This is a genomic window from Streptomyces nidicola, from assembly GCF_050106155.1.
Lineage (GTDB): Bacteria > Actinomycetota > Actinomycetes > Streptomycetales > Streptomycetaceae > Streptomyces.
Window position 1 is genome coordinate 7,330,121 of sequence record NZ_JBNBPI010000001.1, and the last position, 24,098, is coordinate 7,354,218.

At 70.4% G+C, this 24,098-nt stretch carries 23 protein-coding genes; 18 read left to right on the top strand and 5 right to left on the bottom strand.

Annotation, left to right across the window (positions count from 1 at the left end):
* Positions 1-127: 127 nt before the first annotated feature.
* Entirely contained in the window at positions 128-853 is a 726-nt protein-coding gene (locus ACOKM3_RS33180) for a 3'-5' exonuclease (RefSeq protein WP_426904931.1), read from the bottom strand.
* Between the two features lie 184 nt (positions 854-1,037).
* Between ACOKM3_RS33180 and ACOKM3_RS33185 the strand changes: the two genes are divergently transcribed.
* Together ACOKM3_RS33185 and ACOKM3_RS33190 are read left to right on the top strand one after the other, a co-directional pair.
* The gene (locus tag ACOKM3_RS33185; protein ID WP_266725606.1) at positions 1,038-1,604 is read left to right on the top strand and encodes a DUF4365 domain-containing protein; all 567 of its coding nucleotides are present in this window, start codon (positions 1,038-1,040) and stop codon (positions 1,602-1,604) included.
* Between the two features lie 37 nt (positions 1,605-1,641).
* Entirely contained in the window at positions 1,642-2,859 is a 1,218-nt protein-coding gene (locus tag ACOKM3_RS33190; RefSeq protein WP_426904932.1) for a hypothetical protein, read from the top strand.
* Between the two features lie 9 nt (positions 2,860-2,868).
* Here the strand turns inward: ACOKM3_RS33190 and ACOKM3_RS33195 are convergent, their stop codons facing one another.
* Complete coding sequence (locus ACOKM3_RS33195; RefSeq protein ID WP_426904933.1) at positions 2,869-3,432, bottom strand: DinB family protein; 564 nt, start codon at positions 3,430-3,432, stop codon at positions 2,869-2,871.
* A 156-nt stretch (positions 3,433-3,588) separates the two neighbouring features.
* On the opposite strand from ACOKM3_RS33195, the gene thrS reads away from it, so the two are divergent.
* Positions 3,589-5,568, top strand: coding sequence for a threonine--tRNA ligase (thrS, locus tag ACOKM3_RS33200; RefSeq protein ID WP_426904934.1), 1,980 nt, complete (start codon positions 3,589-3,591; stop codon positions 5,566-5,568).
* 4 nt (positions 5,569-5,572) lie between these two features.
* On the opposite strand, the gene ACOKM3_RS33205 is transcribed toward thrS, so the two are convergent.
* On the bottom strand, positions 5,573-6,277 hold the full coding sequence (locus tag ACOKM3_RS33205) for a potassium channel family protein (RefSeq protein ID WP_426904935.1): 705 nt from the start codon (positions 6,275-6,277) through the stop codon (positions 5,573-5,575).
* Between the two features lie 67 nt (positions 6,278-6,344).
* Between ACOKM3_RS33205 and ACOKM3_RS33210 the strand changes: the two genes are divergently transcribed.
* Positions 6,345-6,908, top strand: coding sequence for an HIT family protein (locus ACOKM3_RS33210; protein ID WP_426904936.1), 564 nt, complete (start codon positions 6,345-6,347; stop codon positions 6,906-6,908).
* Between the two features lie 33 nt (positions 6,909-6,941).
* Here ACOKM3_RS33210 and ACOKM3_RS33215 read toward each other — a convergent pair whose 3' ends face one another.
* Entirely contained in the window at positions 6,942-8,690 is a 1,749-nt protein-coding gene (locus tag ACOKM3_RS33215) for a hypothetical protein (RefSeq protein ID WP_426906961.1), read from the bottom strand.
* 186 nt (positions 8,691-8,876) lie between these two features.
* Positions 8,877-11,093 (bottom strand): elongation factor G-like protein EF-G2, encoded by a 2,217-nt coding sequence (locus tag ACOKM3_RS33220; RefSeq protein WP_426904937.1) that lies wholly within the window; start codon positions 11,091-11,093, stop codon positions 8,877-8,879.
* A gap of 216 nt (positions 11,094-11,309) precedes the next feature.
* On the opposite strand from ACOKM3_RS33220, the gene pgsA reads away from it, so the two are divergent.
* From pgsA to ACOKM3_RS33290, 14 genes are all read left to right on the top strand, one after another.
* A complete protein-coding gene (gene pgsA, locus ACOKM3_RS33225) occupies positions 11,310-12,020 on the top strand; it encodes a phosphatidylinositol phosphate synthase (RefSeq protein ID WP_426906962.1) in 711 nt (236 codons plus the stop codon).
* Positions 12,017-12,931 (top strand): phosphatidylinositol mannoside acyltransferase, encoded by a 915-nt coding sequence (locus ACOKM3_RS33230; RefSeq protein WP_426904938.1) that lies wholly within the window; start codon positions 12,017-12,019, stop codon positions 12,929-12,931. Before pgsA ends, ACOKM3_RS33230 begins: the two co-directional genes overlap by 4 nt.
* On the top strand, positions 12,928-14,088 hold the full coding sequence (locus ACOKM3_RS33235; protein WP_426904939.1) for a glycosyltransferase family 4 protein: 1,161 nt from the start codon (positions 12,928-12,930) through the stop codon (positions 14,086-14,088). Before ACOKM3_RS33230 ends, ACOKM3_RS33235 begins: the two co-directional genes overlap by 4 nt.
* 32 nt (positions 14,089-14,120) lie before the next feature.
* Positions 14,121-14,666: a LemA family protein gene (locus tag ACOKM3_RS33240; RefSeq protein ID WP_426904940.1), complete on the top strand. Its 546-nt coding sequence runs from the start codon at positions 14,121-14,123 to the stop codon at positions 14,664-14,666.
* Positions 14,667-14,808: 142 nt separating this feature from the next.
* On the top strand, positions 14,809-15,708 hold the full coding sequence (gene pdxS / locus ACOKM3_RS33245; RefSeq protein ID WP_266721743.1) for a pyridoxal 5'-phosphate synthase lyase subunit PdxS: 900 nt from the start codon (positions 14,809-14,811) through the stop codon (positions 15,706-15,708).
* Positions 15,708-16,313: a pyridoxal 5'-phosphate synthase glutaminase subunit PdxT gene (gene pdxT, locus ACOKM3_RS33250; protein ID WP_426904941.1), complete on the top strand. Its 606-nt coding sequence runs from the start codon at positions 15,708-15,710 to the stop codon at positions 16,311-16,313. The genes pdxS and pdxT overlap by 1 nt, the downstream gene beginning before the upstream one ends.
* A gap of 44 nt (positions 16,314-16,357) precedes the next feature.
* Entirely contained in the window at positions 16,358-17,110 is a 753-nt protein-coding gene (locus ACOKM3_RS33255) for a YebC/PmpR family DNA-binding transcriptional regulator (protein ID WP_426904942.1), read from the top strand.
* A gap of 105 nt (positions 17,111-17,215) precedes the next feature.
* Positions 17,216-17,782, top strand: coding sequence for a crossover junction endodeoxyribonuclease RuvC (gene ruvC / locus ACOKM3_RS33260; RefSeq protein ID WP_426904943.1), 567 nt, complete (start codon positions 17,216-17,218; stop codon positions 17,780-17,782).
* A complete protein-coding gene (gene ruvA / locus ACOKM3_RS33265) occupies positions 17,779-18,390 on the top strand; it encodes a Holliday junction branch migration protein RuvA (protein WP_426904944.1) in 612 nt (203 codons plus the stop codon). Before ruvC ends, ruvA begins: the two co-directional genes overlap by 4 nt.
* 67 nt (positions 18,391-18,457) lie before the next feature.
* Positions 18,458-19,537, top strand: coding sequence for a Holliday junction branch migration DNA helicase RuvB (ruvB, locus tag ACOKM3_RS33270; protein WP_426904945.1), 1,080 nt, complete (start codon positions 18,458-18,460; stop codon positions 19,535-19,537).
* 164 nt (positions 19,538-19,701) lie between these two features.
* On the top strand, positions 19,702-20,205 hold the full coding sequence (gene yajC / locus ACOKM3_RS33275; RefSeq protein ID WP_426904946.1) for a preprotein translocase subunit YajC: 504 nt from the start codon (positions 19,702-19,704) through the stop codon (positions 20,203-20,205).
* A 140-nt stretch (positions 20,206-20,345) separates the two neighbouring features.
* Entirely contained in the window at positions 20,346-22,100 is a 1,755-nt protein-coding gene (secD, locus tag ACOKM3_RS33280; protein WP_426906963.1) for a protein translocase subunit SecD, read from the top strand.
* Between the two features lies 1 nt (position 22,101).
* On the top strand, positions 22,102-23,238 hold the full coding sequence (gene secF, locus ACOKM3_RS33285; protein ID WP_426904947.1) for a protein translocase subunit SecF: 1,137 nt from the start codon (positions 22,102-22,104) through the stop codon (positions 23,236-23,238).
* Between the two features lie 155 nt (positions 23,239-23,393).
* Positions 23,394-23,933: an adenine phosphoribosyltransferase gene (locus ACOKM3_RS33290; RefSeq protein WP_426904948.1), complete on the top strand. Its 540-nt coding sequence runs from the start codon at positions 23,394-23,396 to the stop codon at positions 23,931-23,933.
* The last annotated feature ends 165 nt before the right edge of the window (positions 23,934-24,098 follow it).

Below are 24,098 nucleotides of genomic sequence, written 5' to 3' on the forward strand. Positions count from 1 at the left end.
TGACCGGTCCGCCGTACAGGTGGGCCGGTTTTTCGTTGTACGGGTACGGACCGGTTTTTCGTTGTGCCGGTACGGAACCGGTGGGCGAGGTGTCGTTTCTGCCTTCGGGGCCCCGACGAGGGAACGATCAGGCCGCCGCCGGAAGTTCCGGGCGCAGGGGCCACGCCGGGTCCACCGTCTCCGGGTTGCCGCTGCGGGCGAACCAGGCCTGAAGACCGCGGGCCTGCGCCGCGTGCCAGACCGCCTGCAAGGTGTGCAGCTCGGCGGGGGAGAGGCGCTCCAGGCGGGAAGCGAACCTGCGGCCCACCTCCCGCACCAGGTCGAGGGACGCCTGCGCGTCCGCCGCCGCGTCGTGCGCCTCCGCCAGCTCCACGTCGTAGTGCGCGCACAGATCCGTCAGCGTGCGGCGGCCCTTGCGGTAGCGGTCCAGGTGCTTGTCCAGGACGCGCGGGTCGATCACGCACAGGGACGCGCTCGCCAAGTAGTGGGAGAGCGACGAGGCCCGGTGCCGCTTCAACTCGCGGTCCAGCAGCGTCAGATCGAACGGGGCGTTCATCACGACCAGCGGGCGGCCCGCCGCGGCCTGCTCGGCGAGCGCCCGCCCGACCTCCTCCATCACCGGCGCCGGCCAGCGCCCGTTGAGCTGCAGGTGCTCGTCGGTCAGCCCGTGCACCTCGGTGGCACCCGGCGGCACCGGCACCCCGGGGTTCACCAGCCAGCGCGACACCCGTGGCCGCGTTCCCGCCGCGTCCTGCACCACGATCGCGGCGGACACAATGCGATCGTTTTCCACGTCCACGCCGGTCGTCTCGGTGTCGAAGGCGGCCAGTGGACCCTCGTACCAGCACGTCATGATCTCTCAACTCCTGGTTCCCGCGCGGCAGATGACGTCCCGTCGACGTGTTGTCCCTGCCCCAAGCGGTGATACCCGCGCTGTTTGCGTCGTACGCCGAGCGGTGACAACACAGGTACGAGTCATGGCAGTTCAGCGGGGTGCCGTCGGCGCGAACCCGCATTCCCGGAAGGTCAGTCGGCCCATGGCGCTCGCGCGGCCCGAACGAGGCGGGCTGCTGCCCGAGCGGATCGCACCGCCGCGCGGCACACTCGCCACCACCGCCTGTATGGAGACCCTGCAGGTGGGTTATCTGCATGCCGTGGCCGCCGCCGCGGGGTGCTCGCTCTCGCAGCCCTTTCCGGACAACGGCATCGACTGGCACGTCAGCCACAGTTCGCCCGGGCACGCGATCGACGACGAGGTCACCATCAAGGTGCAGCTCAAGGCGACGTACCAGGTCGCGCCCGATCCGCCGGGCCCTTCCTTCGCCTTCACGCTCGACAACGCGCACCTGGAGAAGCTCGCCCGCACCCCGGTCTCGGTGCACAAGATCCTCGTCGTGATGCTCGTGCCGCGCTCCCAGGACGACTGGCTGCGGGCCGCCCACGACCGGCTCGACCTGCGGCACTGCTGCTACTGGATGAACCTCGCCGGACACCCGGTCACCGGGCGGCGCAGAACCACCGTGCGCGTCCCGACGGCGCGGATCTTCGACGACCGCGCGCTCTGCGAGATCATGGCCAGGGTGGGCGCGGGTGGACGGCCCTGACGGTCCGAACTCGGCCCGGGCCGAAGGGAGTTGTGTGATGCAGCATCGCCCGATCGAGGAACCCCTGCGCCCGCTCGGCGCGGGCGGCGGCCACCCCGTCGACCTCGTCGGACCCGAGCCGGGGCAGGTCGACCCCGCGGTGCTCGGCGCCCTGCTCGACCGGCACGGCTGGCGGCGGCGCGGCGGGGCCGCCGGGCGTTACGCGCGCTGGACGCTGCCGGGGGCCGGGAGCCGGACCAGCCTGCTCGTGCCGGAGAGCCGGGCCTTCCCGGACAGCGAGGAACTGCTCGGCGAGGCGATCGTCGCCCTGGAGCGGAGCGGTACGCCGTCCGCGCGCGAGGTGCTGGTCTCGCTCGCCGTGCCGAGCGACGAGATCCGCTGGACGCGCGATGTCCCGGCCGGGCCCGCGGGCGCCTCGTCCTGGCCCGCCGAGGAGCAACTGCGGGGCGCGGCGCGGCAGATGATGCTCGCGGGCGCCCTCGCCGCGCGCGGCCGCGCCGGGTACTACGGCGCCAGGCATCGGCGGCCCGCGGCCGCGGCCCTGGAGAACGTACTGGTGCAGACGGCGTCCGGCGGGCGCCGTCTCACCGCGTTCGTGCCCGTGGCCACGGGGCGGGCTCTCGCCGTACGGCTGCACCAGTCGCTGTACGCGGTGCGCGAGGCCATCGACTACCGGCGGGCCACCGGCGGCATGGACGCGTTCGACGGCGCGATCGAGGCGGGCGTCAGCCATGAGCTGACCGAGGCGCTCGTCGCGCTGGTGCGCGGCACCGAGGGTGCGCGCGTCGGCGTGGCCTGGGCGCCCGCCGCCGGGGTGCCCGAGGAGTGCACGGACGGCGACGCCCCCGTCGAGTTCTCACCCGGCGACCTCGACGTGCTGCGCGAGGCCGGTGCCCGCTATCTGCACGCCGAACCCGCCGTCTCCGTCCGCGTCACCGGCACCGTCGTCCGCATGCGCAGGACGGGGCCGCGCGGCGCGGGCACGGTGCGGATGCGGGTGCTCGCGGGCGTCGAGGTGCCGCACGTACGAATGACGCTGGACGAGGAGGCGTACCGGATCGCGGGGCACGCGCACCTGGTGGGCCTGCCGATCCGCGTGCACGGGCGGCTGGAGAGCCGGGGCGGATTCCGCCGCCTCACCGGCGCGACCGGAGTCGTACCCGTACAGGTGGAGGAGGCCGAGCGGGACCGGATGATGAAGTCGCTCCAGGAGAACCTGGACTTCTTCGAGGAGGCCTGCGCGGGGGAGGACTAGCGGGGCCTGTCAGCTGCTGGAGCGGTGCGCGTACAGGTCTCTGAGCAGGGCGATCTCCGCGCCGTGGTGCAGCATCTCGCGGTTGATGTGGAGGATGAGCCGCGCCATCGGATCCTTGGCGAACTCGCCCTCCGCAGGTCCGCACGGGCGGGCTAGCCCCTCCTCGCCCAGGCTGCGCACGCCGTCGGACCACTGCGCGTACGCCGCGTCGAGCCGGTCGAGGGCGTCCGCCGCCGTCCCCGGATACACGTACGACTCGTAGTCGACGGGCGCCGCCCCGAAGTGCGACGCGTTCCGCGCGCCGAGGACGCCCACCAGGATGTGGCCGAGGCGCCAGGCGATCGTCGTCACCGGCGCGGGAACCGGCTCCGGGTACCCGAAGTCGATCGTGAGCTCGCCGGAGCCGACCTGCATGGGGGCGGTGCCGGTACCGCGCGGCCGCACGTTCCAGCAGTCCGCCACCGGTTCCCAGAAGTACTCGTCGTCGGTGAGCCCCGCCAGGCGGTCGCGGAGCTGGTGGCGCCAGTGCCAGTCGAGCTGGTCGGCGAGGAGCGGGTTCCAGTCGAGTGTCATACGTCTCACGCTAGAGCCCGGCACTGACACTCGCCCGGCCTGCGGGCCGCCCCGCGGTTAACCGTTTCGCGAGCGGCCCTGGTGACTCGGTACGATCGTTGCTGCGCGCGTCACAGGTAATGGCGCGGCGTTCCATCTTCAGGTAGGAGAAGTCCGGTGTCTGACGTCCGTGTGGCCATCCAACGCGATTCCGAGCGGGAAGAGCGCGTGGTGACGACGGGCACTACGGCCGCCGAGCTCTTCCCCGGCGAGCGCAGCATCGTCGCGGTCCGCGTGGCCGGTGAGCTGAAGGACCTCGCGTACGAGGTCGTCGACGGCGAGACCGTCGAGCCCGTGGAGATCTCCTCCGAGGACGGTCTGAACATCCTGCGGCACTCGACCGCGCACGTCATGGCGCAGGCCGTGCAGGAGCTGTTCCCCGAGGCCAAGCTCGGCATCGGCCCGCCCATCAAGGACGGCTTCTACTACGACTTCGACGTCAAGGAGCCGTTCACCCCCGAGGACATCAAGCGCATCGAGAAGAAGATGCAGGAGATCCAGAAGCGGGGGCAGCGCTTCTCGCGCCGCGTCACCACTGACGCGGACGCGGCGGTCGAGCTGGCCGACGAGCCGTACAAGCTGGAGCTCATCGGCCTCAAGGGCAACGCGGCGCAGGCCGCCGACGGCGCGGACGCCGAGGTGGGCGGCGGCGAGCTGACCATCTACGACAACCTCGACGCCAAGACCGGCGAGCTGTGCTGGAAGGACCTCTGCCGAGGCCCGCACCTGCCGACCACCCGCGTCATCCCCGCGTTCAAGCTGATGCGCTCGGCCGCCGCCTACTGGCGGGGCAGCGAGAAGAACCCGCAGCTCCAGCGCATCTACGGCACCGCGTGGCCGTCGAAGGACGAGCTGAAGGCGTACCTGGAGTTCCTCGCCGAGGCCGAGAAGCGCGACCACAGGAAGCTCGGCGCCGAGCTCGACCTGTTCTCCTTCCCGGACGAGCTGGGCCCGGGCCTCGCGGTCTTCCACCCCAAGGGCGGCGTGATCCGCAAGGTCATGGAGGACTACTCGCGGCGCCGCCACGAGGCCTCCGGCTACGAGTTCGTGAACACCCCGCACATCTCGAAGGAAGCACTCTTCGAGACCTCGGGTCACCTCCCGCACTACGCGGAGGGCATGTTCCCGCCCATCCAGTTCGACGAGCAGAACTACCGCCTCAAGGCGATGAACTGCCCGATGCACAACCTGATCTTCAAGTCCCGCGGGCGTTCCTACCGTGAACTGCCGCTGCGGCTCTTCGAGTTCGGCACCGTGTACCGGTACGAGAAGTCGGGCGTCGTGCACGGCCTGACCCGCTCGCGCGGCTTCACCCAGGACGACTCGCACATCTACTGCACCAAGGAGCAGATGGCGGAGGAGCTCGACAAGCTCCTCACCTTCGTCCTCGACCTGCTGCGCGACTACGGCCTGACCGAGTTCGAGCTGGAGCTGTCCACCCGCGACGACTCCGACAAGTTCATCGGCACGGACGAGGACTGGGCCGAGGCCACCGAGGCGCTGCGCTCCGCCGCCGAGAAGCAGGGCCTGCCGCTCGTGCCCGACCCGGGCGGCGCCGCGTACTACGGCCCGAAGATCTCCGTGCAGGCCAAGGACGCCATCGGCCGCTCCTGGCAGATGTCGACCCTCCAGGTCGACTTCAACCAGCCCAAGCGGTTCGGCCTCGAGTACACCGCGGCCGACGGCTCGCGCCAGCAGCCCGTCATGCTGCACCGCGCCCTCTTCGGTTCGATCGAGCGGTTCTTCGGCGTGCTCCTGGAGCACTACGCGGGCGCGTTCCCGGCGTGGCTCGCCCCGGTCCAGGCCGTCGGCATCCCGATCGGTGACGGCCACGTGACGTACCTGGAGGAGTTCGCCGAGAAGGCGCGCGCCCAGGGGCTGCGCGTCGAGGTCGACAAGTCCTCGGACCGCATGCAGAAGAAGATCCGCAACCAGCAGAAGGCCAAGGTGCCCTTCATGGTCATCGCGGGCGACGAGGACATGAACGCCGGTTCGGTGTCCTTCCGTTACCGCGACGGCTCGCAGGAGAACGGCATCCCGGTCGACGAGGCCATCGCGAAGATCGTGAAGGTCGTCGAGGAGCGGGCACAGGTCTGATCCCTCAGTCCGTACGGTGTGAGGCCTCCGGGGAGTTCCCCGGGGGCCTTTCGCCTTCCCGCACAGTCTCCCGGTCCCCTTCCCGCGCGAACACCTGCAGCAGCCACGAGGAGAACGAACCGGTCACCGCGCCGAGCAGGGCAAGGCCGCAGACCATCACCCCCACCGCCACCAGCCGGCCGATCGGGGTCACCGGCGCCAGGTCGCCGTAGCCCACGGTCGACAGCGTCGTGCAGGTGAACCACACCGCGTCGCCGTACGTACGGATGTCCGCGCCGGGCGCCGCGTGCTCCTGGTGGTACAGGGCCAGCGACCCGGCGAAGCCGAGCAGCGTCACCGACAGGCCCGCGTACGCGATCACGCGCGCGTGCAGCGAGAGGCGTGGCTCGTTCCGCCGGCGCTGCACCGTCTCGTAGGCCTGCACGATCCGTACCGGGCGCAGCAGCGGAAGCAGCAGGACCAGCGTGTCCAGCCAGTGCGTGCGGATGAAGCGGGGCCAGCGCTGGCCGCTCAGGTGCCGGCGGGCCACGTAGTCCACGAGGAACACCGCCCACGCGGCGAGCGCGAGCGCCAGGCACAGGGTCCGTACGGCGCCGGGCAGCCCGTGGCCGAGGACCCGGACCGCGTACGCGGCGAGGAAGACGAGCGAGGCCGCCGCCAGGACGGCGCCGTTGTGCCGCTCCCAGCGGGCGAGTGGGGTGTCGGTCATCCCGACAGCATCGCCCGCGCCGACCTGGGGTGGTACCCGCCGACACGCCTCCGTGAGGTGACGCAATATGCTGCATTGCATGACGAGTGAGCCGGAGCAGCAGGTCGGTCCAGTGGGTGAGCCGGACGGATTCGGGCGTCTGTGGACCCCGCACCGCATCGCGTACATCCAGGGCGAGGGCAAACCGAGCGGCCCCGGAGCCGACGACGGCTGTCCCTTCTGCGCGGCTCCCGGCAAGTCCGACGAGGACGCGCTGATCGTGGCCCGCGGCAACTACGTCTTCGCGATCCTCAACCTGTACCCGTACAACGGCGGGCACATGATGGTGCTGCCCTACCGGCACGTCGCCGACTACACCGACCTCGATCTGAACGAGACCGCGGAGCTCGCCGACTTCACCAAGCGCGCCATGGCCGCGCTGCGCTCCGCCTCGGGCGCGCACGGCTTCAACATCGGCATGAACCAGGGCGCGGTCGCGGGCGCGGGCATCGCGGCCCATCTGCACCAGCACATCGTTCCGCGCTGGGGCGGTGACACGAACTTCATGCCGGTCGTCGGCCACACCAAGGTGCTGCCGCAGATGCTCGCCGACACCCGCACCGCCCTGGCGAAGGCCTGGCCGAGCGAATAGGGCCGGCCCCGTCGGCGCAGGGCCGGCGCGTCCCTACGCGTCGTACGTGTCGGCCTTGCCCGGTGACGGGTCTTGGACCGCGCCGCTGAGGAAGCCCGAGCGGGCGCCGAACTTCTCGGTGTCCACGCCGTTCTCGTCGAGCACTCTGATGGCCGCCGCGTGCACCACGCGCAGTACGGGCGTGGCCGTGCGCAGCGCGTCGTCCGCCATGAAGCGGTGCCGCCACGGCTGGTCCGCCCAGGCGTGGCGCAGGCCGAACGGCTCGGGCAGGACGAGCTTGCCGCCGAGGTGGTCCAGGAGCGGCGGGTACCAGGTGAAGGGGGCGCGGACCGCGATCCGGACCGCCTCGTCCGAGGTGATCAGCGGGAGCGTCTTCTCCGTGGTCTCCCAGAACCGTATGGGCTTGGAGATCTCCTTCTTCCGCGGCTCTGGCTTCGTCGTGAACAGGGAGTGCACCGGACCGAGCGCGTGCCCGGTCACCTCTATCCGTAGCGTCTGGTGCAGCACCGTCACCGTGATCAGCATCGTGATCACCAACTGGCCGTCCCAGAGCGTGAACTGGACGCCCAGATAGTGGCGGCTGCCGCCGCCGAACTGCTGCTCGTTGCAGATCCGCTCTATCTCGTGCGTCCTGGTCTCGAACGCGTCCACGGTCACGCCCGAGGGGCGGGTCACGCTCTTCGCGTTCTCACCGACCGGCGAGACGATCCAGTGCTTCACCGAAGGCGTGGGGAAGCCGCCGGTGTGGATGGGCTTGCGCTCCAGGAGGCGGAGCTGGTCGTGGATCGCGCGGATCACGTCCCAGCTGCGGAACGGGTGGATGTCCTTGCCGGGTTCCTTGGACACCAGGTCCTCGGCCAACTGCCAGCCGCCCCAGCGCGTCCCCATGCCCAGAATGCCCTTGGGCCCCGCGTAGAACACGGAGTTCGACTGCTGCTCGGCGGACAACTTGGCGAGATTCTGCCGCAGTTGCTCGGCCGCGGTCTCGCCGGGACTGCCGGGAACGGCCTCCGGGATCTTCGCGCCGATCCCGCCGCCGGACAGCAGGCCGCCCCATCGGTCCCGCAGGTCGTGCGCGGTGCGCTCGCAGATCCGCCGCGCCCAGAAGCCGCCTATCACGGGCGCGATGAACGAGGCGCGCAGATACCAGGTCCAGCCGCTGCTGGACGGAAGCCGGACGAGCACGACGACGACGGCGACGAACACGACGGCGAGCACCGCCATGGTGAGGGCGGACCGGCCGCGCGCCTCGCGCTCGCGCTTCTTCGCCTCGCGCTTCTCCTTGGTGCCCTTGCCCTCGGCCTCCTTGACCTCCTTCTCGGCCACGGCCACCCGGATGGTGTCCCTGCGGCGGATCTCGAACGCGGTCACCCACAGCAGGAAACCGGGCAGGAACAGGAAGCCGAACACCACCGTCACCAGCGTGAGCAGGCTGTCGCGCTGGCGCCGGATCCGATTGGCCGCGAGGCAGTGCTCCACGACGACCTGCGGTTCCGTGCCGAACGACTGGATGAGCGGCTTGCGCGCGCCGCCCAGCATCCGCACCTGCACCGCACGCGCGAACGCCTCACCGAGGTTCGGCGCGAACAGTGACCACATCCCCCTCTTCACCTGGGACTTGTGCCACTCGTTGTTGGTCTCCTCGATCTTCACCGCCGGGTCGTCCCGGTACGCGGCCGAGGCGATGGCGAACGTCGCGGCGGTCTGGCCCGCGGATCCCTGCAGCGGGATCTGCGCGCCCGGTCGGAAGTCGAATACTCCGTCGGCCGAAGCCGGCTTCATCGTGTCCGCCACTGCCACCCCCATCACCGCACGCCGTCGCTGCGGCTTTTCCCGACTTGCCCGCCCCGCACACCTGTTGGGCGCGCCGTCGGCCGGATCCGGCTGATCTTCGACCAGCGTAGCGGCCGCCACCGACACCGGCCCCGAGGAACGGGAAGCCGGTGCCGGTGCGCGGTCCGGGCCCGACTACGGGACGTCCTGGGCCTGTTCGCGGATCCGCTCGCTCAGCTGGGCGGGCATCGGCTCGTGCCGGGCGTACGCACGGCTGAAGCGCGCGGTGCCGTGCGACAGCGAGCGCAGATCCACCGCGTACCGGCCGATCTCGATCTCCGGCACCTCGGCCCGGATCAACGTCCGCCCGCCCGAAGCCTGTTCGGTGCCGACGACGCGGCCGCGCCGCCCGGACAGATCGCTCATCATGGTTCCCACATAGTCGTCGCCGACGAGGATCTCGACCTCGGCCACCGGCTCCAGGAGATGGATCCGGGCATCGGCCGCCGCCTCGCGCAGCGCGAGCGCCCCCGCCGTCTGGAACGCCGCGTCGGACGAGTCCACCGAGTGCGCCTTGCCGTCGAGCAGCGTCACCCGCACGTCGATGAGCGGATATCCGGCCGCGACGCCCTTCGCGGCCTGCGCCCGCACGCCCTTCTCCACGGACGGGATGAACTGCCGGGGCACCGCGCCGCCGACGACCTTGTCCACGAACTCGATGCCCGAGCCGCCGGGCAGCGGCTCCACCTCGATCTCGCAGATCGCGTACTGGCCGTGGCCACCGGACTGCTTCACGTGCCGGCCGCGCCCCGCCGACTTGCCCGCGAACGTCTCCCGAAGGGAGACCTTGTGCGCGATGACGTCGACCTGCACCCCGTACCGGCTGCGCAGCCGTTCCAGGGCCACGTCCGCGTGTGCCTCGCCGAGGCACCACAGCACCACCTGGTGCGTGTCCTGGTTCTGTTCCAGGCGCATCGTCGGGTCCTCGGCGACCAGGCGTGAGAGACCTTGCGAGAGCTTGTCCTCGTCGGCCTTGCTGTGCGCCTGGATGGCCAGCGGCAGCAGCGGATCGGGCATCTCCCACGGCGACATGAGCAGCGGCGCCTCCTTCGCCGAGAGCGTGTCCCCGGTCTCCGCCCGGCTCAGCTTCGCGACGCACGCCAGATCGCCGGCGATGCAGTGGGTCAGCGTGCGCTGCTGTTTCCCGAAGGGGGCCGAGAGTGCGCCGATCCGTTCGTCCGCCTCGTGCAGGGCCCGGGTCTCGTGCCCGTGGTCGGAGAGCCCGTGGCCCGACACGTGCACCGTCTCGTCGGGCCGCAGGGTGCCGGAGAAGACGCGGACGAGCGAGACCCGCCCCACGTAGGGGTCGGACGCGGTCTTCACGACCTCCGCCACCAACGGCCCTTCCGGGTCGCAGGCGTGGATGTCGAGCTCCTTCCCGTCGCGCCCGCGCACATCGGGGGCGGCCCGCTCCAGAGGGGTCGGGAAGCCGCCGGTGATCAGCTCGAGGAGTTCGACGGTGCCGATGCCCTGCCGTGCGCCCTCCGCCGCCGGGGCCGCCGCGAGGACCGGGTGGAAGACGCCGCGCGCGACGGCCCGCTCCAGGTCGTCGATGAGCGTCTTGACGTCGATCTCCTCACCGCCGAGATAGCGGTCCATGAGGGTCTCGTCCTCGCTCTCCGAGATGATCCCCTCGATGAGCCGGTTGCGGGCCTCCTCGATCAACGAGGCCTGGTCGGCGCCCGGTTCCGACTCCTTGCGTTCGCCCGACGCGTAGTCGAAGAGGCGCTGCGAGAGCAGCCCGACCAGGCCCGTCACGGGCGCGTGCCCGTCCGGCGCCTGTTCGCCGCGCAGCGGCAGGTACAGCGGGAGCACGGCGTCCGGGTCGTCGCCGCCGAAGATCTCGGCGCAGGTCCGCGTCATGTCCTCGAAGTCGGCGCGCGCCGCCTCCAGATGCGTGATCACGATGGCCCGCGGCATGCCGACCGCCGCGCACTCCTCCCACACCATGCGTGTCGCGCCCGCCATCGTCTCGGGCCCGTCGGCCGCCGAAACGATGAAAAGGGCCGCGTCCGCAGCTCGCAGACCGGCCCTCAACTCCCCGACGAAATCCGCGTAGCCGGGGGTGTCCAGGAGATTGATCTTGAATCCGTCCCACTCCAACGGGACGAGCGAGAGCTGGACCGAGCGCTGCTGGCGATGCTCGATCTCGTCGTAGTCGGAGACGCTGGTGCCGTCCTCGACGCGCCCGGCCCTGTTCACCGCCCCCGCGGTCAGTGCGAGGGCCTCCACCAGGGTGGTCTTGCCCGATCCGCTGTGGCCGACCAGCACCACATTCCGTACGGACGCGGGATGGTCGGCCGTCGCTGCCCTGCCGGCGGCTCCGGGGTGTCCGTTGCTCTTGTCGCCCATGCCTTGGCCTCCCGGTTGCTTGCTGCTCGGTGAGGTGGTCCTAGGTCCTTGTCGGCCTATGGGCGCGGACACGCGAATCCGCGTGCGGAGGCGGCTTCGGCGACGCCCGCGGTGTCTTCGAGCTTTCCACTCGGGTCACTGTGCGTCCATACGTCGTACCGGATCGCACGCCCACGCGAGCGGCCCGTCGGCGGTTCGCACGTGTGCGTGGCTACGATGGGCCAGCCGGTGGCCAGAGGGGCCGCGCGGCCACCGACCATCGGGAAGGCCATGCTGAACAAGTACGCGCGTGCATTCTTCACGCGTGTCCTCACACCGTTCGCCGCGTTTCTCATCCGCCGCGGAGTCAGCCCCGACGCGGTCACGCTCCTGGGCACCGCCGGAGTCGTGGCCGGTGCGCTGGTCTTCTACCCGCGCGGCGAGTTCTTCTGGGGAACCGTCGTCATCACGCTGTTCGTCTTCTCGGACCTCGTGGACGGCAATATGGCGCGCCAGCTGGGCCGCTCCAGCCGCTGGGGCGCCTTCCTGGACTCCACGCTCGACCGTGTCGCGGACAGCGCCATCTTCGGCGGCCTCGCGCTCTGGTACGCGGGCGGGGGCGACGACAACGTCCTGTGCGCCGTGTCGATCTTCTGCCTCGCCAGCGGCCAGGTCGTGTCGTACACGAAGGCGCGTGGCGAAGCGATCGGCCTGCCCGTCGCCGTGAACGGTCTCGTGGAGCGCGCCGAGCGGCTCGTCATCTCGCTCGTCGCCGCGGGCTTCGCCGGGCTGCACAAGTTCGGGGTGCCCGGCATCCAGTACCTGCTGCCGGTCGCCCTGTGGATCGTCGCCGTCGGCAGCCTCGTCACGCTGATCCAGCGCGTCGTCACGGTGCGCCGTGAGGCCGCGGAGGCCGACGCGGCGGCCCAGGAGGGGGCCACCTCGTGAGCGGCACGCAGGAGCGGATCACCGACGCGCTCTACGGGCTCGGCTGGGCGGGCGTCAAGAAGCTCCCCGAGCCGGTGGCACGGCGCCTCGGCCGCACGATCGCCGACGCCGCCTGGAAGAAGCGCGGCAAGGGCGTGCAGCGCCTGGAGGCCAACCTCGCGCGCGTGGTGCCCGACGCCACTCCACAGCGCCTGCAACAGCTCTCCAAGAAGAACATGCGCTCGTACCTGCGCTACTGGATGGAGTCCTTCCGGCTCCCCGCGTGGAGCAAGGAGCGCATCAAGGAGGGCTTCACGGCCAAGGACCTGCACTACCTCACCGAGGGACTGGACGCGGGCAAGGGCGTCGTCCTCGCCCTGCCTCACATGGGCAATTACGACCTGGCGGGCGCCTGGGTCACCACCAAGCTGGACACCCCGTTCACGACCGTCGCCGAGCGGCTCAAGCCGGAGACCCTGTACGACCGTTTCGTCGCCTACAGGGAGGGCCTCGGCATGGAGGTGCTGCCCCACACGGGCGGCGCCGCCTTCGGGACGCTCGCCCGGCGGCTGCGCGCGGGCGGCCTGGTCTGCCTGGTCGCGGACCGGGATCTGTCGTCCTCCGGTGTGGAGGTCAAGTTCTTCGGCGAGACGACCCGGATGCCCGCGGGGCCCGCGATGCTCGCCCAGCAGACCGGCGCGCTGCTGCTCCCGGTCACCCTCTGGTACGACGACTCGCCCGTCATGCGGGGTCGCGTCCACCCACCCGTCGACGTGCCGGAGACAGGTACGCGGGCCGAGAAGACGTCTGTCATGACGCAGGCGCTGGCCGATGCCTTCGCCACGGGGATCGCGGACCATCCGGAGGACTGGCACATGCTGCAGCGCTTGTGGCTTGCCGACCTCGACAGCTTCGAAGAGAGGTCGGCGTGAGGATCGGAATCGTCTGCCCGTACTCCTGGGACGTGCCGGGCGGCGTCCAGTTCCACATCCGCGATCTGGCGGAGCACCTCATCCGCCTGGGGCACGAGGTGTCCGTCCTCGCGCCCGCGGACGACGAGACCCCGCTGCCGCCGTACGTCGTGTCGGCTGGCCGCGCGGTTCCGGTGCCGTACAACGGCTCGGTGGCGCGCCTCAACTTCGGCTTCCTGAGCGCCGCGCGCGTGCGCAGGTGGCTGCACGACGGCACGTTCGACGTGATCCACATCCACGAACCGGCGTCCCCGTCGCTCGGCCTCCTGACGTGCTGGGCCGCGCAGGGCCCGATCGTCGCGACCTTCCACACGTCGAACCCGCGCTCGCGCGCGATGATCGCCGCGTATCCGATCCTGCAGCCCGCCCTGGAGAAGATCAGCGCGCGCATCGCGGTGAGCGAGTACGCGCGCCGCACTCTTGTCGAGCACCTGGGCGGCGACGCGGTCGTCATCCCGAACGGTGTCGACGTCGACTTCTTCGCCCGCGCCGAGCCCAAGCCCGAGTGGCAGGGTGACACGATCGGCTTCATCGGCCGCATCGACGAGCCCCGCAAGGGGCTTCCGGTGCTCATGAAGGCGCTGCCCAAGATCCTCGCGGAGCGCCCGCAGACCCGCCTCCTGGTCGCGGGGCGCGGCGACGAGGACGAGGCGGTGGCCTCACTGCCCAAGGAGATGCGCGACCGCGTCGAGTTCCTCGGCATGGTCAGCGACGAGGACAAGGCGCGCCTCCTGGCGAGCGTCGACGTGTACGTCGCGCCCAACACCGGAGGCGAGAGCTTCGGCATCATCCTGGTGGAGGCGATGTCGGCGGGCGCGCCCGTGCTCGCCTCCGACCTGGACGCCTTCGCCCAGGTCCTCGACCAGGGCGCCGCCGGCGAACTCTTCACCAACGAGGACGCGGACACCCTCTCCGTCGCCGCCCTGCGCCTCCTGGGCGACCCGGAGCGCCGCGCCGAACTACGCGCGCGTGGCAGCAAGCACGTCCGCCGCTTCGACTGGTCCACGGTCGCCGCGGACATCCTCTCGGTCTACGAGACGGTGACCCAGGGCGCCGCCGCGGTGGCGGCGGACGAACGGACGGGCCTCAGGGCGCGCTTCGGCTTGGCGCGGGACTGACGCCCGCTCCGACCCCGGTAGCCTTGCCGCCCGTGACCGTCACCCTCATCTGGATCGCCGTAGCCCTCTTCGCGATCGGGCTCTACCTGAGCTGGACCGCAGGAAGGCTCGACCGCCTGCACGCCCGTATCGACGCGGCCCGCGCCGCCCTCGACGCCCAACTCCTGCGCCGTGCCTCGGTCGCCCAGGAACTGGCCACGTCGGGCGTGCTCGACCCGGCCGCGTCGATCGTGCTGTACGAGGCGGCGCACGCCGCGCGCCAGGCCGAGGAGGATCAGCGCGAGGTCGCGGAGAGCGAGCTCAGCCAGGCGCTCAGGGCGATCTTCAACGAGCCCGACCAGGTCGAGGTGGTCCGCGAGGCCCCCGGCGGCGAGGAGGCCGCCGAGGAGCTCGCCCAGGCGGTCCGCCGCGTCCCCATGGCCCGCCGCTTCCACAACGACGCCGTACGCGCCGCCCGCGCGCTGCGCCGCCACCGCACGGTCCGCTGGTTCCGGCTCGCCGGGCACGCCCCGTTCCCGCTGGCCTTCGAGATGGACGACGAGCCGCCGGTGGCGCTGGCCGACCGCGCCACCAACTAGGGCCAGTCGTTCGGATCAGCCCTAGATCCACTGGATCCCAGGCCAAAAGGAGCCACCGGCTGTCCATTGGCCCTTGTAGTGGCCTGCTGCCCAGAGGTTTCCTCGGTGCTGCAAAAGCTTTCTTCACCGAGTGAGGTCACCCGTGTCCACTTCTGAAAACACCGCCACCGGCACCGCCCGCGTCAAGCGAGGCATGGCCGAGCAGCTCAAGGGTGGCGTCATCATGGACGTCGTCACGCCCGAGCAGGCGAAGATCGCCGAGGACGCCGGCGCCGTCGCGGTGATGGCCCTGGAGCGGGTGCCGGCCGACATCCGCAAGGACGGCGGCGTGGCCCGGATGTCCGACCCCGACATGATCGAGGGCATCATCGGCGCGGTCTCGATCCCGGTGATGGCCAAGTCCCGCATCGGCCACTTCGTCGAGGCCCAGGTGCTGCAGTCGCTCGGCGTCGACTACATCGACGAGTCCGAGGTCCTGACCCCGGCCGACGAGGTCAACCACAGCGACAAGTTCGCGTTCACGACCCCGTTCGTCTGTGGCGCCACGAACCTGGGCGAGGCCCTGCGCCGCATCGCCGAGGGCGCCGCGATGATCCGCTCCAAGGGCGAGGCCGGCACCGGCAACGTCGTGGAGGCCGTGCGCCACCTGCGCCAGATCAAGAACGAGATCGCCAAGCTGCGCGGCTTCGACAACAACGAGCTGTACGCCGCCGCCAAGGACCTGCGCGCCCCGTACGAGCTGGTCAAGGAGGTCTCCGAGCTGGGCAAGCTGCCGGTGGTCCTCTTCTCCGCCGGTGGCGTCGCCACCCCCGCCGACGCCGCGCTGATGCGCCAGCTCGGCGCCGAGGGCGTCTTCGTCGGCTCGGGCATCTTCAAGTCCGGCGACCCGGCCAAGCGCGCCGCCGCCATCGTGAAGGCCACCACCTTCTTCGACGACCCGAAGATCGTCGCGGAGGCGTCCCGCAACCTCGGCGAGGCCATGGTCGGCATCAACTGCGACACGCTGCCCGAGGGCGAGCGCTACGCGAACCGGGGCTGGTGATGACCACTCCCGTGGTCGGAGTGCTCGCGCTCCAGGGCGACGTGCGGGAGCACCTCGTCGCCCTGGCCGCGGCCGACGCCGTGGCGAGGCCCGTGCGGCGCCCCGAGGAACTGGCCGAGGTCGACGGGCTCGTCGTCCCCGGCGGCGAGTCGACCACCATGTCGAAGCTGGCCAACCTCTTCGGTCTGATGGAGCCCCTTCGCGCGCGCGTGCGTGACGGGCTGCCGATCTACGGGACGTGCGCGGGCCTGATCATGCTCGCCGACAAGATCCTCGACCCGCGCTCGGGCCAGGAGACCATCGGCGGCATCGACATGATCGTGCGGCGCAACGCTTTCGGACGGCAGAACGAGTCCTTCGAAGCGGCGGTCGACGTCCAGGGCGTCGAGGGCGATCCTGTAGAGGGCGTCTTCATCCGGGCTCCGTGGGTGGAGTCCGTGGGCGCCGAGGTGGAGGTGCTCGCGGAGCACGAGGGGCACATCGTGGCCGTGCGCCAGGGCGACGCCCTCGCGACGTCCTTCCACCCGGAACTCACGGGCGACCACCGGATCCACGCCCTGTTCGTGGATATGGTGCGGGCGAAGGACGCTCCGGGTTCCTTGTAGGATCTCTGGCGTTCGTAAATTGGTTACGCGAAGGAGACAGGCAGATGTCCGGCCACTCTAAATGGGCTACGACGAAGCACAAGAAGGCCGTGATCGATGCCAAGCGCGGCAAGCTCTTCGCGAAGCTGATCAAGAACATCGAGGTCGCCGCGCGCATGGGCGGCACCGACATCGAGGGCAACCCGACGCTGTACGACGCCATCCAGAAGGCGAAGAAGCAGTCGGTCCCGAACAAGAACATCGACTCCGCGGTCAAGCGCGGCGGCGGCCTCGAGGCCGGCGGCGCCGACTACGAGACGATCATGTACGAGGGCTACGGGCCGAACGGTGTCGCGGTGCTCATCGAGTGCCTCACCGACAACCGCAACCGTGCCGCCTCCGACGTGCGTGTCGCCATGACCCGCAACGGCGGCAACATGGCCGACCCCGGCTCGGTGGCGTACCTCTTCAACCGCAAGGGCGTCGTGATCGTCCCCAAGGCGGACCTGTCCGAGGACGACGTCCTGGGCGCCGTGCTCGACGCGGGCGCCGAGGAGGTCAACGACCTGGGTGAGTCCTTCGAGGTGCTCTCCGAGGCCACCGACCTGGTCGCGGTCCGCACCGCGCTCGTGGACGCCGGCATCGACTACGACTCGGCGGACGCCAACTTCGTCCCGACCATGCAGGTCGAGCTGGACGAGGAGGGCGCGCGCAAGATCTTCAAGCTGATCGACGCGCTCGAGGACAGCGACGACGTGCAGAACGTCTTCGCCAACTTCGACGTCTCCGACGAGGTCATGGAGAAGGTCGACGCCTGACGCGACATCAGCGGCGGGCCGATGGGACACACCCCGTCGGCCCGCCGCTTTGTCAGTGGCACCCGATAGCCTGCACAAACAGGCGATCGAAGGTTGGGGGCAGGCGTGCGCGTTCTCGGGGTGGACCCGGGTCTCACCCGGTGCGGTGTCGGCGTGGTCGAGGGGATCGCGGGACGGCCGCTGACGATGCGCGGCGTCGGTGTCGTAAGGACGCCCGCGGACGCCGAGTTGGGCCACCGCCTCGTCGCCATCGAGCAGGGCATCGAGCAGTGGCTCGACGAGCACCGGCCCGAAGTCCTCGCCGTGGAGCGGGTGTTCAGCCAGCACAACGTCAGTACGGTGATGGGCACCGCCCAGGCCAGCGCCGTCGCCATGCTGTGCGCCTCGCGCCGCGGCATCCCCGTGGCGCTGCACACGCCCAGCGAGGTCAAGGCCGCCGTCACCGGCACGGGCCGCGCCGACAAGGCGCAGGTGGGCGCCATGGTGACGCGCCTGCTGAGGCTCGACGCCCCGCCCAAACCGGCCGACGCCGCCGACGCACTCGCCCTTGCCATCTGCCACATCTGGCGGGCCCCCGCGCAGAACAGACTCCAGCAGGCCGTGGCCCAGCACGCGGCCAAGGCCGCCAAGCCGTCCCACGCAGCTCACGCACCGAAAGGCCGTACCGCATGATCGCCTTCGTCAGCGGCCCCGTCGCCGCCCTCGCCCCCGACGCCGCGGTGGTCGAGGTGGGCGGTGTCGGCATGGCCCTCCAGTGCACGCCGAACACGCTGTCCACGCTGCGTATCGGCCAGCAGGCCAAGCTCGCCACCTCCCTCGTCGTACGCGAGGACTCGCTCACCCTGTACGGCTTCGCGGACGACGACGAGAAGCAGACGTTCGAGCTGCTGCAGACGGCGAGCGGCGTCGGCCCGCGCCTGGCGCAGGCGATGCTCGCCGTGCACAGCCCGGACGCGCTGCGCAGAGCCGTCTCCACGGGTGACGAGAAGTCGCTCACGGCCGTCCCAGGCATCGGCAAGAAGGGCGCCCAGAAGCTGCTCCTGGAGCTGAAGGACCGGCTCGGCGAGCCCCTCGGCACGGGCGGCCCCGCCATCGGGGCGCCCGTCAGCAACGGCTGGCGCGAGCAGCTGCACGCCGCGCTCATCGGCCTCGGCTACGCCACCCGCGAGGCCGACGAGGCGGTCGACGCGGTCGCCCCGCAGGCCGAGGCCGCGGAGGGCACACCGCAGGTCGGCCAGCTCCTGAAGGCGGCCCTGCAGACCCTCAACCGCACCCGTTAGCCCCGCCGCCCCGACCGGGCACCCGACGCCGACCGCCCCTCCGAATCCGTAACGCGAGGCACCACACATGAACTGGGACGAGACCGCCGAAGACGCTGCGACGCCGCAGGCCGACCGGCTCGTCGGTGCGTCGGCCGACCACGAGGACCAGGCCGTAGAGGCGGCCCTGCGCCCCAAGGACCTGGGCGAGTTCATCGGCCAGGAGAAGGTCAGGGAGCAGCTCGACCTGGTCCTGCGCGCCGCCCGCGCGCGCGGCGCCACAGCCGACCACGTCCTGCTCTCCGGCGCCCCCGGCCTCGGCAAGACCACCCTCTCCATGATCATCGCGGCCGAGATGGGCGCCCCGATCCGCATCACCTCCGGCCCCGCGATCCAGCACGCGGGCGACCTCGCGGCGATCCTCTCCTCGCTCCAGGAGGGCGAGGTCCTCTTCCTCGACGAGATCCACCGGATGTCGCGGCCCGCCGAGGAGATGCTCTACATGGCGATGGAGGACTTCCGGGTCGACGTCATCGTCGGCAAGGGCCCGGGCGCCACCGCCATCCCGCTGGAGCTGCCGCCCTTCACCCTCGTCGGCGCGACCACGCGCGCGGGGCTGCTGCCGCCGCCGCTGCGCGACCGCTTCGGCTTCACCGCGCACATGGAGTTCTACGGCCCCCCTGAGCTCGAGCGGGTGATCCATCGCTCGGCGAGCCTCCTCGATGTGGAGATCGACACGGAGGGCGCCGCAGAGATCGCCGGTCGCTCCCGCGGCACGCCCCGTATCGCCAACCGACTGCTGCGCCGCGTCCGTGACTATGCGCAGGTCAAGGCCGACGGACAGATCAACAGGGACATCGCGTCCGCGGCCCTCGGCGTCTACGAGGTGGACGGCCGCGGCCTCGACCGCCTGGACCGCGCCGTGCTCGAAGCCCTGCTCAAGCTGTTCAGCGGTGGGCCTGTGGGACTTTCGACACTCGCCGTCGCCGTGGGGGAGGAGCGTGAGACCGTGGAAGAGGTCGCCGAGCCCTTCCTCGTCAGAGAGGGACTCCTGGCGCGCACCCCCAGGGGGCGCGTGGCGACTCCCGCCGCGTGGGCCCACCTCGGACTCACCGCACCCCAAGGGAGACCTGGGGCAGGCGGACAACAAGACCTCTTCGGGGCATGACGGCGCGCGTGCTCGCCGGGGCTGGAACCCCGGTGCCATGCTGAGCGTTGTTCCCACAGTGCGGACTCGCTTAGACTCCGCCGACGTCGCCTTTACAGCGGCGTAATACCCCATCATCGATGCGGCCGCATCTCGACGCGGCCGAATGAAGGAAGTTCCTACCCGTGAGTCCTGTGACCCTCCTCCCGTTCATTGTGCTCATCGGGGCCATGTTCCTGATGACCCGGTCTGCCAAGAAGAAGCAGAAGCAAGCCGCGGACATGCGCAATGAGATGCAGCCCGGTTCCGGCGTCCGCACGATCGGGGGCATGTACGCCACGGTCAAGGAGGTCCACGACGACGCGGTCCTCCTCGACGCCGGCCCCGGGGTCCACCTCATGTTCGCGAAGAACGCCATCGGCGCCGTACTCACCGATGACGAGTACAACCGCATCGTCCACGGCGAGGAAGTCGTTGGTGATGACGAGCTGACCAACGACGCCGTCGTGCCGGACGACGCGTCCTCCCTCACCGAGACCGACGAGACCGCCGCCGCTGACGACTCGCGCATCGACCTCGGCAAGAAGGACGAGCCCGCCGAGGCTGCCGAGGCCGAGAAGGCCGAGCCGGCCGAGAAGGCCGACGACGTCGAGGTGAAGAAGACCGACGGCGAGTCCGACGCGAAGTAGTACGGCCGGAACCGTGGGGCGTCCGCTCGATGTGCCCCGCGGTTCCTGTTCGTGCGGGACCCGCGCGGACTCTCGACCATTTCATGGCCGTCCGGGCACCCAACCCCGATGCCGGGCGGATGGAGAGGGAGTACGAGAAGGTGGCCACACCTAAGAAGAGCCGAGGGGCAGGTGCCCAGTCGAAGCCGGGGCGCGCCCTGGGCCTGATCGTGATCATCATGGTCGCGCTCGTCGGGGGGATGTTCGCCTCCGGCACGTTCACCCCGCGCCTTGGCATCGACCTCGCGGGCGGCACCAGCATCACGCTGGAGGCCAAGAACGAGCCGGGCAAGCCCAACGCGATCAACAAGACCAACATGGACACGGCGGCGGACATCATCAACCGCCGTGTCAACGGCATGGGTGTCTCCGAGGCCGAGGTCCAGACGCAGGGCAAGAGCAACATCATCGTCAACATCCCGCGAGGGACGAACGAGAAGCAGGCCCGCGAGCAGGTCGGTACGACCGCGCAGCTCTACTTCCGTCCGGTGCTCACGATGACCTCCGGCCAGCCGGCCGGCAAGGGTGACAAGTCGGCCACCCCGTCCCCGAGCGCCTCGACGGGTGGCAAGGCGACCGACAAGGCCACCGGCTCGGACAAGGCGACCGACAAGTCGACGGCCACGCCGACCCCGAGCGCCACGACGCAGGGCCGCGCCGTCACCGACAGCCTCAAGGCCGACGCGACGCCGAGCGCCTCCGCGAAGAGCGGCGGCGACGCGCAGGCCACCCCGGGCGCCAGCGCCGACCCGGCGACCACCGCGCTGCAGAAGAAGTTCATGCAGCTCGACTGCACGGACAAGGCCGCCCGCACCAAGATCAACGAGGGCTCGAAGTCCACCGACCCGATCATTGCCTGCGGTCAGAGCCAGGGGCAGTGGCAGAAGTACATCCTCGGCCCGTCCGAGGTGGGCGGCAAGGACGTCAAGAAGTCCCAGGCGACCATCAACCAGCAGAACGGCCAGTGGGTCGTGAACATGGAGTTCACGGGCGCGGGCTCGAAGAAGTTCGCCGCGACGACCAGCAAGCTCAAGAGCCAGCAGTCGCCGATGAACCAGTTCGCCATCGTGCTCGACGGCGACGTGGTCTCCGCCCCCAGCGTCAGCTCCACCCTGAGCCAGAACGCCGAGATCTCCGGCTCCTTCACCCAGGAGTCCGCCCAGGACCTCGCGAACGTGCTGTCCTACGGCGCCCTGCCGCTGACCTTCCACGAGCAGAGCGTCACCTCGGTGACCGCCGCGCTCGGCGGTGAGCAGCTCAACGCCGGCCTGATCGCGGGCGCCATCGGCCTCGCGCTGGTCATCATCTACCTGGTGGTCTACTACCGGGGCCTGTCGATCGTCGCCCTGGCCTCGCTGCTCACCTCCGGAATCCTCACGTACACCCTGATGACGCTGCTCGGCCCGGCCATCGGCTTCGCGCTGAATCTGCCGGCCGTCTGCGGTGCCATCGTGGCCATCGGTATCACCGCGGACTCGTTCATCGTGTACTTCGAGCGGATCCGGGACGAGATCAGAGAGGGACGCACCGTGCGTCCCGCCGTGGAGCGCGCCTGGCCGCGGGCCCGGCGCACCATCCTGGTCTCCGACTTCGTGTCGTTCCTCGCGGCCGCGGTGCTCTACATCGTGACCGTCGGCAAGGTGCAGGGCTTCGCGTTCACGCTCGGCCTGACCACCCTGCTCGACATCGTCGTGGTCTTCCTCTTCACGAAGCCGCTGATGACGCTCCTGGCCCGCACCAAGTTCTTCACGGGCGGGCACAAGTGGTCTGGCCTCGACCCGAAGCGCCTCGGCGTGCAGCCCCCACTGCGTCGCACCCGCCGCGCCACCCGCCCTGTCGACCCGAAGGAGGCGTGAGATGTCGAAGCTGGGCAATCTCGGCGCCAAGCTGTATCGCGGTGAGGTCGGGTACGACTTCATCGGGAAGCGCAAGATCTGGTACGGCGTCTCGATCCTGATCACCATCACGGCCATCCTCGGTCTGACGGTGCGCGGCCTGAACATGGGCATCGAGTTCGAGGGCGGCGCGATCTTCACGACGCCCAAGACCAGCGTCTCGGCCCAGAAGGCCGAGGAGTACGCGGCGGACGCCTCGGGTCACCCGGCGGTCGTCCAGGAGCTCGGCTCGGGCGGCCTGCGCATCCAGGTCGCGGGCGTCGACACCGCCAAGTCGGACCAGATCAAGGCCGAGCTGTCCAAGGACATGGACATCAAGGCCGACGACATCAACGCCGACCTGGTGGGCCCGAGTTGGGGCGCCTCGATCGCCAACAAGGCATGGCAGGGCCTGGCCATCTTCATGGTCCTGGTCGTGATCTATCTGGCGATCGCCTTCGAGTGGCGGATGGCGCTCGCGGCACTCGTCGCGCTCATCCACGACATCACGATCACCGTCGGGATCTACGCCCTGGTGGGCTTCGAGGTCACGCAGGGCACGGTGATCGGTCTGTTGACCATCCTTGGTTATTCGCTCTACGACACGGTCGTCGTGTTCGACTCGCTCAAGGAACAGACGAAGGGTCTCGAGAAGCAGACCCGCTGGACGTACAGCGAGGTCGCCAACCGGTCGATCAACAGCACGCTGGTCCGCTCGATCAACACCACGGTCGTGGCGCTCCTCCCGGTCGGCGGTCTGCTGTTCATCGGCGGCGGCTTCCTCGGCGCGGGCATGCTGAACGACATCTCGCTGTCGCTCTTCGTGGGCCTCGCTGCCGGTGCGTACTCGTCGATCTTCATCGCCACTCCGCTGGTCGCCGACCTCAAGGAGCGCGACCCGAAGATGAAGGCGCTGAAGAAGCGGGTGCTCGCCAAGCGGGCAGCCGCCGCGGCGAAGGCCGACACCGCCGTCGTGGGCCACCAGGCCGACGGCTCGCTGGAGACGGAGGCCGAGCCGCAGGACGCCACCCCCGCGGGCGCCGGTCCCGCCGCCGCGGGTCCGCGCAACCAGCCGGCCCGTAACCGCGGCCGCGGCCGCCCCTCGGGCAAGCGCCGCTGAGCCGGACCGACACGGTCGTCACAAGGGCGCCAGGAGCCTTCGAGGCCCTGGCGCCCTTGGCGTCTCCCCACAGCGGCGACTGCTAGGGTTGGCGGTCGCCGCAAAGCGGTCGAACCTCCAGGAAAAACTCTTCACATACTCGCTGAGGTGCAGAAATGACCGACATCAAGGAGCTGCTCCTCAGCCGCATCCGCGATGTGCAGGACTATCCGGAGCCCGGTGTCCTGTTCAAGGACATCACCCCGCTGCTCGCGGACCCGGCGGCCTTCACGGCCCTCACCGACACGCTCGCCGAGCTCTGTGTCCGCCACGGGGCCACGAAGATCGTCGGTCTGGAGGCGCGCGGCTTCATCCTGGGCGCCCCCGTCGCGATCCGCGCGGGCCTCGGTTTCATCCCCGTACGCAAGGCGGGCAAGCTCCCCGGTGCGACGCTCGCGCAGTCGTACGACCTGGAGTACGGCTCCGCCGAGATCGAGGTGCACGCCGAGGACCTCGGCGCCGACGACCGCGTCATGGTGATCGACGACGTGCTGGCCACCGGCGGCACCGCCGAGGCCGCGGTGCACCTGATCCGCCGCGCCGGCGCCGAGGTCGCGGGCTGCGCCGTCCTCATGGAGCTGGGTTTTCTGCCGGGTCGCGCGCGACTCGAATCCGCGCTTCAGGGCGCGCCGCTCGACGCCCTGCTCGTGGTGTAAAGCCGCAGTTCACAGCCTTGGCGGCGGGCCCGGAGGAATCCGGTGCCCGCCTCTGGTGTTTCACCAGTACGAAGGCGTCCCGTCGGCCCGGGGCGAGCCGAGGACGCCGGATCGATACCATGGGCTCTCCGGGACCTGAACGGGGGACCCGTCGCGCACGAGGAG